Raw genomic sequence first — 14,171 nt, forward strand, 5'->3', positions numbered from 1 at the left:
GCGACGCACCGCCCCCGTGCCCGTGCCGTTGTGGCGATCCGGCAGCGGGGCGTTTTCCAAAACAAGCTCGACATCTTGCCTGATATGGTAATATATTAGTTGGGAAAAGTTAAGGCCCAAACGCCGGAACTTGAACAAAATCCACCACTTTGGGAGGGCCAGGATGACCCAGCACAAGAAAACCGCCGATCAGTTGCGCAGCACGCGCTGGTTTGGCCCCGATGACCTGCGCAGCTTTGGCCACCGGTCGCGGATGATGCAGATGGGCCTTGGCCCCGAGGACTGGGAAGGCCGCCCGGTCATCGGCATCCTGAACACATGGTCCGAGATGAACCCCTGCCACCTGCATTTCCGCGACCGCGCCGAGGATGTGAAAAAGGGCATCGCGCAGGCCGGGGGTCTGGGGCTGGAAATTCCCACCATCTCGATCGACGAAAGCTTTACCAAGCCGACGTCGATGCTGTACCGCAACATGATCGCCATGGAGACCGAAGAGACGATCCGGTCGCACCCGCTGGACGGTGTGGTGCTGATGGGCGGCTGTGACAAATCCACCCCCGGCCTGACCATGGGCGCGATCAGCGCCGGAGTGCCGTTCATTTTCCTGCCCGCCGGTCCGATGCTGCGCGGCAACTATGCGGGTAAGTCGCTGGGGTCTGGCTCGGACGCCTGGAAATACTGGGACGAGCGGCGCGCGGGCACCATCACATCCGAGGAATGGGTCGGCGTCGAGGGCGGCATCGCGCGGTCCTATGGGCACTGCATGACCATGGGCACCGCATCGACCATGACCGCGATTGCCGAAGCGATGGGGCTGACCTTGCCCGGTGCGTCGTCGATCCCTGCCGCCGACGCGGGCCACAAACGCATGAGCGCATCCTGCGGGCGGCGCATTGTCGATATGGTCTGGGAGGATCTGACGCCTGACAAGGTCATCACCCCCGCGTCCGTGCGCAATGCGGCGATCGTGGCGATGGCGACGGGCTGTTCCACCAACGCGGTGGTGCACCTGCTGGCCATGGCGCGCCGCGCCGGTGTGTCGCTTGAGCTGGACGATTTGGACGCGCTGGGGCGCACGACGCCGCTGATCGCGAACATCCGGCCCTCGGGGGCCGATTACCTGATGGAGGATTTCTATTTCGCGGGCGGTCTGCGCGCGCTGATGGACCAGCTGGGCGACAAGCTGGACCGCGACGCGATCACCTGCACCGGTAAACCGCTGGCCGACGGCATCGCGGGCGCGCCGGTCTATAATGACGACGTGATCCGCCCGCTGTCCAATCCGGTGTATAAAGAAGGCTCGTTGGCCGTGCTGCGCGGCAACCTGTGCCCCGATGGTGCGGTGATCAAACCCGCCGCCTGCGATCCGAAATTCTACCACCACGAAGGCCCCGCGCTGGTGTTCGACAGCTATCCCGAGATGAAGGCGGCCATTGACGATGAAAATCTGGATGTGACCCCCGATCACGTGCTGGTGCTGCGCAATGCCGGGCCGCAGGGTGGCCCCGGTTTCCCCGAATGGGGCATGTTGCCGATGCCCAAGGCGCTGCTGAAGCAAGGCCACCGCGACATGCTGCGGATTTCCGATGCGCGGATGTCGGGCACGTCCTACGGCGCGTGTATCCTGCACGTGGCCCCCGAGGCGTTTATCGGCGGGCCGCTGGCGCTGCTGAAAACCGGCGACATGGTGCGCATGGACCTTGAGGCGCGGACGCTGGACATGCTGGTGGACGACGCCGAGATCGCGGCGCGCCGTGCCGCCTGGGTCGCGCCCGCGCCCCGCTATGAACGCGGCTGGGGCTATATGTTCCAGCGCCACGTCGGGCAGGCCGATCAGGGCTGTGACTTCGACTATCTGACAACGCAATTCGGTGCGGCTGCGGCCGAGCCGGACATTTACTAAAGGCAGGCCCATGACCCATGATCTGACAAAAGCACTTACCGGTATTTCGGGCATTCTGGTCACCCCCTATGACGGTGCCGGCGAGATCGCGCCCGAGAAGCTGGCGCCGATCATCGACCGTGCCATCGGGGCGGGGGTGCATATCCCTGTCGTCAACGGCAACACCGGCGAGTTCTACGCGCTGACCACGGACGAGGCTTGCACCATGGTGCGCGAAGTCACGCAGATGGTGGCAGGCCGCGCGCCGGTGCTGGCCGGTGTCGGGCGCGGCATCCGCGACGCCTGTGTGCTGGCCCGCGCCAGCGCCGATGCAGGCGCAGATGCGCTGATGATCCACCAGCCGCCCGATCCCTTCGTGTCGCCGCGCGGGACGGTGGATTACATCAAGGCAGTGCGCGACGCGTCGGGCGGGCTGCCCGTCATGCTGTACCTGCGCAACGACGCCATGGGCCCCGAGGGCATCGCCCGCCTGTGCGAGGTCGAGGGGGTCAAGGGCGTGAAATGGGCCACGCCGCACCCGCTGAACCTGGCCCGGGCCATTGCGGCCTGTCCCGATCATATCGTCTGGGTCGGCGGTCTGGCCGAGGTCTGGGCGCCGCCGCTGTATGCCGTGGGCGCGCGGGGGTTCACCTCGGGGTTGATCAACGTCTGGCCCGAGCGGTCGATGGACATCCATGCGGCACTGGACGCGGGCGATTATCCCACCGCGAACCGCCTGATCGACGAGATGCGCGTGTTCGAAGACATCCGCGCCGAAGAGCAGAACGGCACCAACGTCACCGGCGTCAAGGCGGCGCTGATGGCCATCGGCCAGGACTGCGGCCCAACGCGCCCGCCGTCGGCATGGCCGCTGACCGACCGCCAGCAGGCGGCGCTGGACGGGTTTGTAAAGGCGAACGGGTTGGCGGGGGTGTAGAGGGCTTGCACGGCGGACTTGAAAGTATCTCAATTGAGATACATACTGAAGCCTCCAAGGAGGCGCAATCATGTCCGCTCAAACCTCGATGATTCATGTTCGTGTAGATGATCAGCTTAAGGCAAAGGCCACAGATGCCCTGTCCGGTGTCGGCCTGACGTTGTCGGACGCCGTGCGCATTCTGCTGACCCGCGTGGCGGCAGAAGGCGGCTTGCCCGCAGGGTTGACGGCACATCCTGACGCCTACGATGCCTGGTTCCGCGCCAAGGTACAGGACGCGTTGGCCGACGCAGGACCGGCCAAGCCGCACGATCAGGTGATGCGAGACGCGCGCGCCTTGATCGACGGCAAACGCGGTGCCTGACCTTGAGTGGAAGGCAGTGGCGGTCGCGGACCTGATGGCGATTGTCGACTACATCTCGGATGACAATCCCGATGCGGCAAGTGCCCTGATGGACGACATTCAAGACAAGGTGTTTGGGCTTCTGACCCATCCCAGATCCGGCCGCCCCGGCAGGGTGAACGACACGCGAGAGCTGGTGATCCGGCCCAATTATATCGTCGTCTATGCTGAAAACACGGCGGCGGTAACGGTTCTGCGCGTTCTTCATGCGGCGCAGATGTGGCCCTGAGGTTGCGCAGTCCGCACTGGGCGACCGGATGCCGGCAGGCGGGGCTGTAGGCAGATGCGGATGGACGTGCGCGCCGGTGTGAACGTTCGCCAAGCCGCGCATCGTTGGGCCGTGGTGCGGCGATCCAACCGCAGTGACTGGCACTTTATGGCAGCCAAGCACCTCCCAGCTATCCATCCCGCGCAACAGCAGCCAAATCGCCGTGCCGGCGGACGGCCCGGCGATGCGCGGCGGCCTGCGGCCTTGTCCCGCGCGGGGGCATGCTGAACGGGTTCTAGCGCGACGCGCGAAGGACCGCTTTGGGCGACCCTGCAAAACAAGACGGCACCAGCAACTGAACCCATAAACAGGTCCAGAGCTACCCCTTCTCCGGCGCGAAGTAATCAGGGAAGGCCGCGCGCTTCTCGGCAATCCGGTCCACCGTGCGTTGCAGGTGGCGGCGCAGGGCGTCCATGGCGCGGGGGGCGTCTCCGGCCTCGATCCCGTCGATAACCTGTGCGTGCCCTTCGACCACCTGCTGGTTGTTGTGCATCCGGCCCGCGTCATCCGTGTCGGACAGATGCAGGCGGCGCAGGCGTTCCAGGTGGCCCGCGTGGCTGCGCAAAATCCGCTGGGTCTGTACGTGGCGCGCGGCCACGAACAGCGTCTGGTGAAACGCTTCGTCCAGTTCCTGAAAGGTCGGCACATCGCCTGGATTCTGCGCGATCCCGGACTGAAGCGCCACAATGCTGCGCAGCCGCGCCAGATCCTCGGGCGCAATCTGACCTGCCAGCTCGCGCACCACTTCGGTTTCCAGCGCGATGCGCATGAACTGCGCCTCGCGGATGGCGGTGACGTTGATGGGCGTGACCAGCGTGCGCGACTGCGGGAAAATATGCACCAGCCCCTCTTTGGCCAGTTGCTGCAAGGCGTCGCGCAGCGGTGTCAGGCTGACGCCATAAGTTTCGGCCAGCTCGGCCCGCAACAAGGGCGTGCCCGGCGGCAGGTCCAGCTTGACGATCTGGTCGCGCAGGCTGTCGTAGACGCCGCGCCCGGTCGGCCCGCCCTCGAACAGGGCCATGCCGGTGTCGGCCCCGTGCATCGACTTGGGCAGCAGGGTCGCGGCGGACCTTTGGGATCTGTTGGATTCATTCATTGCGAGGGCACTTTGTTCCTGTTAATCCTAATATATCAGTTCGTATCCCGAACCCGAAGTCTTTTTTCAAGCCAACCGAAAGCGCACAGCCGATGGACAGCCCCACCTTAGACCGAAACGCCACCGCAAGGGTACTGTTGCTGTCGGATGGCGACAATGTGGTGGTTGCCACCGGACCGATTGCCAAAGGCACGGCGCTGCCCGACCACGCGGTGACCGCCAACCACGACACGCCGCAGGGCCACAAGATCGCCATCCGCCCGATCCAGAGCGGCGCGCCGATCCTGAAATTCGAGACGGTCATCGGCTATGCCGCCCATGACATTGCACCCGGCGACTGGCTGCACAGCCACAACATCACGTTTGACGCGGTGGACAAGGATTATGCCTTTGCCCGCGATTACGTGCCCACCGACATCCTGCCCGAGGACCAGCGCGCCCGCTTCATGGGCATCCGCCGCGCCAACGGGCAGGTCGGCACGCGCAACTATATCGGCCTGTTCGTCACCGTGAACTGTTCGGCCACCGTCGCGCGCAAGATCGGCAATTATTTCGACGAAGAGCGCATGGAAGACTGGGCCAATGTCGACGGGGTGATCCCGTTTATCCACGAATCCGGCTGCGGCATGGAAATGACGGGCGAGCCGATGGACCTGCTGCGGCGCACGCTGGCGGGCTATATCCGGCACCCCAACATGGCCGGTGCCGTGGTGCTGTCGCTGGGCTGCGAGCGGAACAATCTGGCGCAGTTCTTCGAAGAACAAAGCCTGGCCGAGGGCAAGATGCTGAAAACCATCACCATGCAGCATGTGGGCGGCACCGCGCGCGCGATCACCGAAGGCAAGGCCGCCGTGCGCGACATGCTGGACGCTGCCAATCAGGTGCAGCGCAGCCCATGCAGCGCCGAACACATCACCATCGGGATGCAATGCGGCGGCTCGGACGGGCTGTCGGGGCTGTCGGCCAATCCCGGCCTTGGGGCGGCGGCGGATATTCTGGTGCGCAACGGCGGCACCGCGATCCTGTCCGAAACGCCCGAGATTTTCGGGGTCGAACACCTGTTGACCCGCCGCGCCCGATCCGAGGCCGTGGGCCGCAAGCTGGTCGAGCGCATGGACTGGTGGCTGGACTATACCCGTGGCCGCGACACGCAGATCAACGGCGTCGTCAGCCCCGGCAATCAGGCGGGCGGGTTGGCCAACGTGTTGGAAAAATCGCTGGGCGGGGCCAAGAAAAGCGGCAGCACCGGATTGATGGAAGTCTATCGTTACGCCGAGCCGGTCACGCAAAAGGGGCTGGTGTTCATGGATACCCCCGGCTTTGATCCGGTGTCTGCCACGGGGCAGATCGCGGGCGGGGCCAATCTGATCTGCTTTACCACCGGGCGCGGCTCTTGCTTTGGGTCGTATCCGTCGCCGACGATCAAGCTGGCGTCGAACACGCCGATGTTCACCCAGATGCAGGACGATATGGACATCAACTGTGGCACGGTGATTGATGGGGACAAGACGATTGCCGAGCTGGGGCAGGAGATTTTCGACCATATCCTGGCCGTGGCGTCAGGGCAGGCCAGCAAATCCGAAGCACTGGGCGTCGGGGAAGAAGAATTCGCGCCGTGGCCGATTGGCGTGACGGGCTGACAGGGAAGAGCGCAATATGACACCGAATTATGTGAAACTGGTGCAGGACACCGTGCTGCCCCGCATCGCGCTGTGCCGCCAGACCTTTGCCGCCACCCGCGCCGGCGACCCCGCCGCCGCCGTGCGCGACGCGATGGCGCGAGCCGCGTGCAGCGACAAGGTCAAACCGGGCATGTCCATCGCCATCACCGCGGGCAGCCGTGGCATTGCGGTGTTCCCCGAACTGCTGACCGCCATCGTGGCCGAGGTCCGCGCGCGCGGGGCTGATCCGTTCGTGGTGCCCGCCATGGGCAGCCACGGCGGCGCCACCGCCGAAGGGCAGACCGCCCTGCTGGCCAAGCTGGGCGTGACCGAGGACGTGATCGGCTGCCCGATCCGGTCGTCGATGGAGACAGACGAAATCGGCGTGCTGGACAACGGCATGTCGGTGCGCATGGACCGTTATGCCAATGCCGCCGACGGCATCATCCTGTTCAACCGGATCAAGCCGCACACGTCGTTCCGCGCGCCCAACGAAAGCGGTCTGGCCAAGATGCTGTCGATCGGGCTGGGCAAACAGTCGGGGGCCGAAAACTGCCACGCGCGGGGCATCGACAACGTCGGCATCTTTGTCGCCAAGATGGCGCGGATGAAGCTTGAGCGGTGCAAGGTGCTGTTCGGCATCGGCACCATCGAAAACGCCTATGACGAACTGGCGCGGGTCGAGGTGCTGGACAGCGACGGACTGCTCGAGGCCGAGGCACCCCTGTTGCAAGAGGCGATGGCCAACATGCCGCGCCTGCCGGTCGGGCCGCTGGACCAGCCCACGGCATCGGGCACGCTGGACGTGCTGGTGGTGGACGAGATCGGCAAGGAGTTTTCCGGCACCGGTATGGACCCCAACATCACCCACCGTTTTTCCAGCCCCAAGATGCAGGTGCACCTGCACATCGAACGGCTGGTGGCGCTGGGGCTGTCGCCGCGCAGCAACGGCAATGGCAACGGGGCCGCGCGGGCCGATGTGATCACCGCGCAGATCGAGGAAAACTTTGACCGCGAAGCCGTTTATGCCAACTGTCTGACCTCGCAGGTGCTGGTGCAGGCCAAGCTGCCGATGGTCATGCCCTGTGCGCGGTCGGCCATTCAAACGGTGGTGAAAACCAGCGGTGCCGATGACATCACCAAGCCGCGCCTTTTGCGTATCCCCAACACGCTGCACCTTGAATACCTCTATGCCTCCGAGGCGATGCTGCCCGAGCTGCGCGACCGTCCGGGGTTCGAGATTATCGGAGAGCTGGAGGAAATGCAGTTCGAGGATGGCCGGCTGGTCAACCCCTGGCCGGACGCACACTGATGGGGCTGCATCTGCATCTGGACCCTGTCGGTGGTGCGGCGGGCGATATGTTCATCGCCGCCATGCTGCACGCGCGCCCCGACCTGACCGACCGCGTTCTGGCCGATGTGGCCGCTGTGCTGCCCGCCGAGGTGGGGCATCCCGAGCTGACCGAACATGTGGCATCCGGCATCATGTCGCGCCAGTTCAAGCTGGTTCTGGCCAAGGGCGGCACCAATGCGCGGCACGGGGCCGACACCACCTACAAGGCGATGCGCGCCCTGCTGGAAACCGCGCCGCTGTCTGACGGCACGGCCGACGCCGCCTGTGCCATCCTGCACCGTATCGCGCAGGCCGAGGCGCAGGTGCACGACATTCCCATCGACCGCGTGCATTTCCATGAAATCGCGGATTGGGACGCGCTGATGGACGTGACGGCGGCGGGCAGCATTTGCGCGGCGCTGAGTGGGGCGACCTACAGCCTGTCCCCCCTGCCGCTGGGCGGCGGTCTGGTGGACACGGCGCATGGCAAACTGCCGGTGCCGGCCCCTGCGACGGCGCTGATCCTGCAAGGCTACGACTGGCACGACGACGGCATCGCGGGCGAACGGGTGACGCCCACGGGAGCGGCCATTCTGGCCCATGTCACGGATGGCACCCACGGCACCCGCCCGCCGGGGCGGTTGACCGCTGTCGGATCGGGCGCGGGCACGCGGGTGATGAAAGGTCTGCCGAATATCCTGCGGGTCACGATGTTCGACACCGCGACAAGCGGCATGATGCACGACCCGCTGGTGCAACTGTCCTGCGACATCGACGATATGACCGGCGAGGAACTGGGTGCGGCCACTGACACCCTGCGCGGCACCACAGGCGTGGTGGATGTGCTGTTGCTGACCGCCATGGGCAAGAAATCCCGCCCCGTGGTGCGCATTGACCTGCTGGTGCGCCCTGATGCTGCCGATGCCGTGGCCGCGCGCATGTTCGATCTGACCTCGACCCTGGGCCTGCGCCGCAGCGTGGTTGACCGGCTGATCCTGCCCCGCAGCATCGAGACGACCGACGACGGCCAGCGCCGCAAACGCACCCGCCGCCCCGCAGGCCATGACACGCTGAAAGTAGAAAGCGACGATCTGGACAGCAGCCCGACGCTGGCCGCCCGCCGCGCCGCCGCGCGCAAGGGCGAGGGCGGGTAACCACCGCTTCACCCCGGGCCCGCGACGGGCTAGGCTGGCGCAGCCTCAGGAAAGCCCGCCCATGACATCCGTTCGCCTGCGTCTTTTGATCCTTGCCCTTGCGCCGCTGATCGTGCTGATGCCGCTGCTGTTGCTGCTGGGCATGACGCGGTGGACGGCTGACTATGACAAGGTGCTGATCGCCAACGTCGAAAGTGATCTGAAAATCGCCAGCCAGTACCTGTCGCGGCTGCGCGCCAAGACGGGGGACGAGCTGAACGCGGTGACCGCCTCGGTCGAGTTCAACGCATGGCTGGACCGGCCACAAGACGAACGCGCCCGCTATTTCAACGAGACCCGCGACCGGCTGGGGCTGACGTTTCTGTATTACCTGCCCGCCGAGCAGGTCGCGCAGGCGGGGGCCATCTGGCCGGTGATCGCGCAGGCGGCAGCGGGGCAGGGCAGCGCGCAGATCGACATCATGGCCAGTGACACGCTGGCCGGGCTGTCGCCGCAGATCGCCGAAACCGCGCGCATACCGCTGATTGCCACCTCGGCTGCCGTGCCCACCACCCGCGCCATCGAAGACCGGGGCATGGTCATTCACGCCGCCAGCCCGATCACCCTGAACGGGCATCGCGGGGTTCTGGTGGGGGGCATCCTGCTGAACCGCAATCTGGATTTCATCGACACGATCAACGACCTTGTCTATGCCCACGCCGGTGCTGCGGGCGCGCGGCAGGGCACCGCCACGCTGTTTCTGGACGACGTGCGGATTTCGACCAACGTGCGTTTGTTCGAGGACGTGCGCGCCCTGGGCACGCGGGTGTCGGCCGAGGTGCGCGCCGGTGTGCTGGGCGCAGGGCGCATCTGGCTGGACCGCGCGTTTGTGGTCAACGACTGGTATATCTCGGGCTATCTGCCGATCACCGACAGCTTTGGCGACCGCGTGGGCATGTTGTACGTCGGCTTCCTTGAGGCACCGTTCAACGTGGCCAAGCGGGATGCGTTCCTGTGGATGATGGCGGCCTTTGCCGCCGTGCTGATCCTGTCGGCACCGGTGTTTCTGTGGATGGCACGGGGCATTTTCGCGCCGCTGGAGCGGATGACGCAGGTGATCAACCGCGTCGGGCGGGGCGATCTGTCGGCGCGGATCGGCCCTGTGGGGGCCCGTGGCGAGATTGGCGAGGTGGCGCAACATCTGGACGGGCTGCTGGAGCAGGTGCAGGACCGCGACTTGCGGCTGCGGGCGTGGAACGAGGAACTGAACAAACGTGTCGACCAGCGCACCGCGGAGCTGAGCGAGGCGAACGCCAAGCTGGAGCAGACGTTCAGGCAGTTGGTGATGAGCGAAAAGCTGGCCTCGATCGGGGAAATCACCGCCGGTGTCGCCCATGAGATCAACAATCCCGTCGCGGTGATCCTGGGCAATGTCGATGTGATCCGCCAGACCCTGGGCGACCGGGCGGCGCCGGTGCAGACCGAACTGGACCTGATCGACAAACAGGTGTCGCGGATCGAGGCGATCGTGGGCAAGCTGTTGAAATTCGCCGCCCCGTCGGATTTTGCCGACCATCAGGAACAGGTCGATCTGGCCCCCGTGGTGCGCGACTGTCTGGTGCTGGTCGATCATCTGATCAGCCAGCACCAGATCACCGTCACCTGTCATTTCGATGCGGCGCCACTGGTGCGGGTGGACACCGGCGAGGTCCAGCAGGTGATCGTCAATCTGGTGGTCAACGCGGTGCAGGCGATGGGCGGCGGCGGGGATCTGACCCTGCGGCTGCACCCCGACCCGCGCGGCGGCGCGGCGCTGGTGGTGCAGGACAGCGGGCCGGGCGTGCCGCCCGATCAACTGGCGTCGGTGTTCGATCCGTTCTTTACCACCAAACGGGGCGAAGGCACCGGGCTGGGCCTGTCGATTTCGCAGACGCTGATCCAGCGGGCGGGAGGGCTGATTTCGGTGCGCAACCGCGACGCGGGCGGGGCCGAATTCACCGTCTGGCTGCCCGAGGGCTGAGCGATCGGGGACAGTGCCACGCAGCGCATCGCCCACCACAGCGCGGGCCTGCGCCTTGTGACCTTTGCACGCGCGGCACGAAAAACCGGTCTTAGGAACGTTTGGTAAGAGTGGCATCCGAAAGGCCGATGCGGCAAGGATTTACATAATATCCGAACGGCACGAAGGCCGGAAACAGGGGGCACCACCGCATGATCAAAAGGCTGTTGATTGCCAATCGCGGCGAAATCGCCATTCGCGTGGCACGCACGGCGGCAGCCCTTGGGGTGGAAACGGTGGCGGTGCACACGGCGGACGACGCGACCTCGTTGCACATCAAACACGCCGATCAGGTGCGCGTGCTGCCACAGGCGGGCGTGGCCGGTTATCTGGACATCGCCGCCCTGATCGCCATTGCCACCGACACCGGCTGTGACGCGGTGCACCCCGGCTACGGATTGCTAAGCGAGCGGGCAGATTTTGCCGATGCCTGTGCGGCGGCCGGTCTGATCTTTGTCGGTCCCGATGGCGCGACGCTGCGGCGGCAGGGGGACAAGGTGTCGGCCCGTGCGCTGGCCGAGGATGCAGGCGTGCCGGTGTTGCACGGGTCGGACCCGCTGGCGACGGCGGCGGAGCTGCACGCGTTTTTTGACGCGCAGGGCGGTGCGCCGCTGATGATCAAGGCGGTGAACGGCGGCGGCGGGCGCGGGATGCGCATCGTGCGGGACGCGGGCGACATCGACGCGGCATTTGCACAGGCGCGGGCCGAGACATTGGCCGCCTTTGGCGACGACCAGCTTTATGCCGAACGGTTCCTGCAATCGGTGCGCCACATCGAGGTGCAGATCGTCGGTGACGGGCAGGACGTGACCCACTTGTGGGAACGCGACTGCACGGTGCAGCGGCGGCACCAGAAGGTGATCGAACTGGCCCCCGCGCCGCACCTGCCCAACGCCACCCGCGACGGGGTGCTGCGCGCGGCGGTCGCCATCGGACGGGCCTGCGACTATCGCGGGCTGGGCACGGTGGAATTTCTGGTCGAGGCTGGCGGCGCGTTTTATTTCATCGAAACCAACCCGCGCATCCAGGTGGAACATACGATCACCGAGGCGATCACCGGCCTTGATCTGGTGGCACTTCAGCTTGGGCTGGCGTCGGGGCAATCGCTTGCCGATCTTGGTCTGACCCATCCGCCCGCGCCGCCCAAAGGGTTCGCGGTGCAGGCGCGGATCAATGCCGAAACGCCGGACGGGCAGGGCGGGTTCACCCCCACCGGCGGGCGTCTGGACAGCTACGCGATCCCGTCCGGTCCCGGCGTGCGGATCGACAGCTGTGCCTATGCGGGCTACAGCACCAACCCCGCTTTTGACAGCCTGCTGGCCAAGCTGGTGGTGCACGACACCTCGGGTGATCTGGGGCGGCTGTTCGCCCGGGCCGAGCGGGCGCTGTCCGAATTCCATATCGGCGGCGTGGGCACCAACATCGGCTTTCTGCGCGCCCTGCTGAAACGGCCCGAGATCACCGCATGGGACGTGGACGTGCGCACGCTGGACACGCAGGCGCTGGATATGCCTGCGGATGCAGGGCACACGCGGTATTTCGAGGCAGAGGGCCCCGAGGCCGCCGATACCTTTGACATCCCCGACGGCACCACCGCCCTGCGCGCGCCGATGCAGGCGATGGTCCAAGAGGTGCAGGTCGCCGTCGGTGACCAGATTGCCAGGGGTCAGGTCGTCGCCCTGTTCGAGGCGATGAAGATGCAGCACACGGTGCTGGCCGAAACCGGCGGCGTGGTGGCTGCCGTCTATGCGCAGGCGGGGCAGACGATTGCAGCGGGCACGCCGGTTCTGGCCGTCACCCCCGATGATACGCTGGACGCGGTTGCCACCGACGATGCGGTGGCCGACCCCGACCACATCCGCCCCGATTTGCAGGCCTTGAACGACCGTCTGGCGCGCACGCTGGACGAAAACCGCCCCAAGGCGGTCGAACGCCGCCGCAGCCGCAACCAGCGCACCACGCGCGAGGTTGTCGCGGCCCTGTGCGCGGGCGGGGATTTTCACGAATACGGCCAGCTTGTTCTGGCGGGCCAACGGCGCAAGCTGGGGCTTGATGCGCTGATCGACATTTCGCCCGCCGACGGGATTGTCACCGGCGTGGGGTCGATGAACGCCGACCGCTTTGCCGAAGACCGCGCACAGGTGGCGGTGATGGCTTACGATTCCACGGTGATGGCGGGCACACAAGGCTATTTTGGCCACCTGAAAACCGACCGCATGATCGAAGTGGCACGGGACCGCGGGCTGGCGTCGGTGTTCTTTGCCGAAGGCGGCGGCGGGCGGCCCAATGACGACGATTTTGCCGAAACCGTGCAATCGGGGCTGAAGACCACCACATTCGCCGCCTTCGCGCGGCTGCGCGGCTGGGGGCCACGGATCACGGTCAGCTCCGGCTTTTGCTTTGCGGGCAACGCGGCGCTGTTCGGGGCGGGCGACATTCGCATCGCCACCCGCGAAAGCTGGATCGGGCTGGCCGGTCCCGCGATGATCGAAGCGGGCGGCATCGGGGCCTATCACCCCAAGGACATCGGCCCCGCGCCGATGCACGCCGAAACGGGACTGGTGGACATTCTGGCCCAGGATGACGACGCCGCCATTCAGGCCACCCGCGACGTGCTGTCGTATTTCCAGGGACCGCTAAGCGACTGGGACGCCCCCGACCAGCGCGCGTTGCGCCATATGATCCCCGAGAACCGCAAGCGGTCGTATCTGATCCGTCCGGTGATCGCAGGGCTGGCCGACACCGGCAGCTTTCTGGAACTGGGTGCGGACCACGCCAAGGGCATGGTGACAGGGTTTCTGCGGATCGAAGGCCGCCCCATGGGCGTGATCGCCAACAACCCGCAGCATCTGGGCGGCGCGCTGGACGCGGCGGCCTCGGCCAAGGGCGCGCGGTTCATCAATCTGTGCGGACGGTTCAACCTGCCGGTGCTGTCGCTGTGCGACACGCCGGGCTTCATGGTCGGCCCCGAAAGCGAGACGCAAGGCGCGGTCGCGGCGGCGTGTGATCTGATCTCGGCGGGGGCCAACCTGACGTCACCGCTGTTCTTTGTCTGCCTGCGCAAGGGCTATGGCATCGGCGCACAGGCAATGGCGGCGGGCAGTCTGGGCGAACCTGCATTCTCGTTGGCGTGGCCCACGGGGGAATTCGGCCCGATGGGGTTGGAAGGCGCGGTTCAGCTTGGCTATCGCAAAGAGCTTGAGGCCGAAACCGACCCCGACGCGCGGGCGGCGCTGTATGACCGGCTGGTGGCGGACCTCTATGCGCGCGGCAGTGCGATCAACGTCGCCTCGACCCATGAAATCGACGCAGTGATTGATCCGGCGGACACCCGCGGCTGGATCGCCAAGGGGATGCGCATGGCGGCGCGCACGTAATGCGCGCCCCTGACAGATTTTC

10 protein-coding genes are annotated in these 14,171 nt (G+C 66.0%); 9 read left to right on the forward strand and 1 reads right to left on the reverse strand.

Features of this window, described 5'->3' with window-relative positions:
- Nucleotides 1–163: 163 nt before the first annotated feature.
- The 4 genes from araD (at nucleotide 164) to AAC077_RS17030 (ending at nucleotide 3,451) form a co-directional block, all read left to right on the forward strand.
- Complete coding sequence (gene araD / locus AAC077_RS17015; RefSeq protein ID WP_339772027.1) at nucleotides 164–1,903, forward strand: L-arabinonate dehydratase; 1,740 nt, start codon at nucleotides 164–166, stop codon at nucleotides 1,901–1,903.
- 10 nt (nucleotides 1,904–1,913) lie between these two features.
- Nucleotides 1,914–2,819: a dihydrodipicolinate synthase family protein gene (locus AAC077_RS17020; RefSeq protein ID WP_339772030.1), complete on the forward strand. Its 906-nt coding sequence runs from the start codon at nucleotides 1,914–1,916 to the stop codon at nucleotides 2,817–2,819.
- A 70-nt stretch (nucleotides 2,820–2,889) separates the two neighbouring features.
- Nucleotides 2,890–3,183, forward strand: coding sequence for a type II toxin-antitoxin system RelB/DinJ family antitoxin (locus AAC077_RS17025; RefSeq protein ID WP_339772032.1), 294 nt, complete (start codon nucleotides 2,890–2,892; stop codon nucleotides 3,181–3,183).
- On the forward strand, nucleotides 3,176–3,451 hold the full coding sequence (locus AAC077_RS17030) for a type II toxin-antitoxin system RelE/ParE family toxin (protein WP_339772035.1): 276 nt from the start codon (nucleotides 3,176–3,178) through the stop codon (nucleotides 3,449–3,451). Before AAC077_RS17025 ends, AAC077_RS17030 begins: the two co-directional genes overlap by 8 nt.
- A 358-nt stretch (nucleotides 3,452–3,809) precedes the next feature.
- Here the strand turns inward: AAC077_RS17030 and AAC077_RS17035 are convergent, their stop codons facing one another.
- Nucleotides 3,810–4,586, reverse strand: coding sequence for a GntR family transcriptional regulator (locus AAC077_RS17035; protein WP_339772038.1), 777 nt, complete (start codon nucleotides 4,584–4,586; stop codon nucleotides 3,810–3,812).
- 92 nt (nucleotides 4,587–4,678) lie between these two features.
- Between AAC077_RS17035 and AAC077_RS17040 the strand changes: the two genes are divergently transcribed.
- The 5 genes from AAC077_RS17040 to AAC077_RS17060 all read left to right on the forward strand — a co-directional run bounded on the left by AAC077_RS17040 (nucleotide 4,679) and on the right by AAC077_RS17060 (nucleotide 14,149).
- The gene (locus tag AAC077_RS17040; protein WP_339772041.1) at nucleotides 4,679–6,226 is read left to right on the forward strand and encodes an altronate dehydratase family protein; all 1,548 of its coding nucleotides are present in this window, start codon (nucleotides 4,679–4,681) and stop codon (nucleotides 6,224–6,226) included.
- Nucleotides 6,227–6,242: 16 nt separating this feature from the next.
- A complete protein-coding gene (locus AAC077_RS17045) occupies nucleotides 6,243–7,559 on the forward strand; it encodes a lactate racemase domain-containing protein (RefSeq protein WP_339772044.1) in 1,317 nt (438 codons plus the stop codon).
- A complete protein-coding gene (locus AAC077_RS17050; RefSeq protein WP_339772048.1) occupies nucleotides 7,559–8,734 on the forward strand; it encodes a LarC family nickel insertion protein in 1,176 nt (391 codons plus the stop codon). Before AAC077_RS17045 ends, AAC077_RS17050 begins: the two co-directional genes overlap by 1 nt.
- 61 nt (nucleotides 8,735–8,795) lie before the next feature.
- A complete protein-coding gene (locus tag AAC077_RS17055; RefSeq protein WP_339772051.1) occupies nucleotides 8,796–10,733 on the forward strand; it encodes a cache domain-containing protein in 1,938 nt (645 codons plus the stop codon).
- 191 nt (nucleotides 10,734–10,924) lie between these two features.
- Nucleotides 10,925–14,149 (forward strand): carboxyl transferase domain-containing protein, encoded by a 3,225-nt coding sequence (locus AAC077_RS17060; protein ID WP_339772054.1) that lies wholly within the window; start codon nucleotides 10,925–10,927, stop codon nucleotides 14,147–14,149.
- The last annotated feature ends 22 nt before the right edge of the window (nucleotides 14,150–14,171 follow it).

The sequence above is a fragment of the uncultured Pseudosulfitobacter sp. genome, from assembly GCF_963976325.1.
In the GTDB taxonomy this organism is placed as follows: domain Bacteria; phylum Pseudomonadota; class Alphaproteobacteria; order Rhodobacterales; family Rhodobacteraceae; genus Pseudosulfitobacter.

Coding starts and splice junctions, on each gene's coding strand:
- AAC077_RS17045 (WP_339772044.1), top strand. CDS start 6,243: ATGACACCGAATTATGTGAAACTGGTGCAGGACACCGTGCTGCCCCGC.
- AAC077_RS17040 (WP_339772041.1), top strand. CDS start 4,679: ATGGACAGCCCCACCTTAGACCGAAACGCCACCGCAAGGGTACTGTTG.
- araD (WP_339772027.1), top strand. CDS start 164: ATGACCCAGCACAAGAAAACCGCCGATCAGTTGCGCAGCACGCGCTGG.
- AAC077_RS17055 (WP_339772051.1), top strand. CDS start 8,796: ATGACATCCGTTCGCCTGCGTCTTTTGATCCTTGCCCTTGCGCCGCTG.
- AAC077_RS17060 (WP_339772054.1), top strand. CDS start 10,925: ATGATCAAAAGGCTGTTGATTGCCAATCGCGGCGAAATCGCCATTCGC.
- AAC077_RS17025 (WP_339772032.1), top strand. CDS start 2,890: ATGTCCGCTCAAACCTCGATGATTCATGTTCGTGTAGATGATCAGCTT.
- AAC077_RS17050 (WP_339772048.1), top strand. CDS start 7,559: ATGGGGCTGCATCTGCATCTGGACCCTGTCGGTGGTGCGGCGGGCGAT.
- AAC077_RS17020 (WP_339772030.1), top strand. CDS start 1,914: ATGACCCATGATCTGACAAAAGCACTTACCGGTATTTCGGGCATTCTG.
- AAC077_RS17035 (WP_339772038.1), bottom strand. CDS start 4,586: ATGAATGAATCCAACAGATCCCAAAGGTCCGCCGCGACCCTGCTGCCC.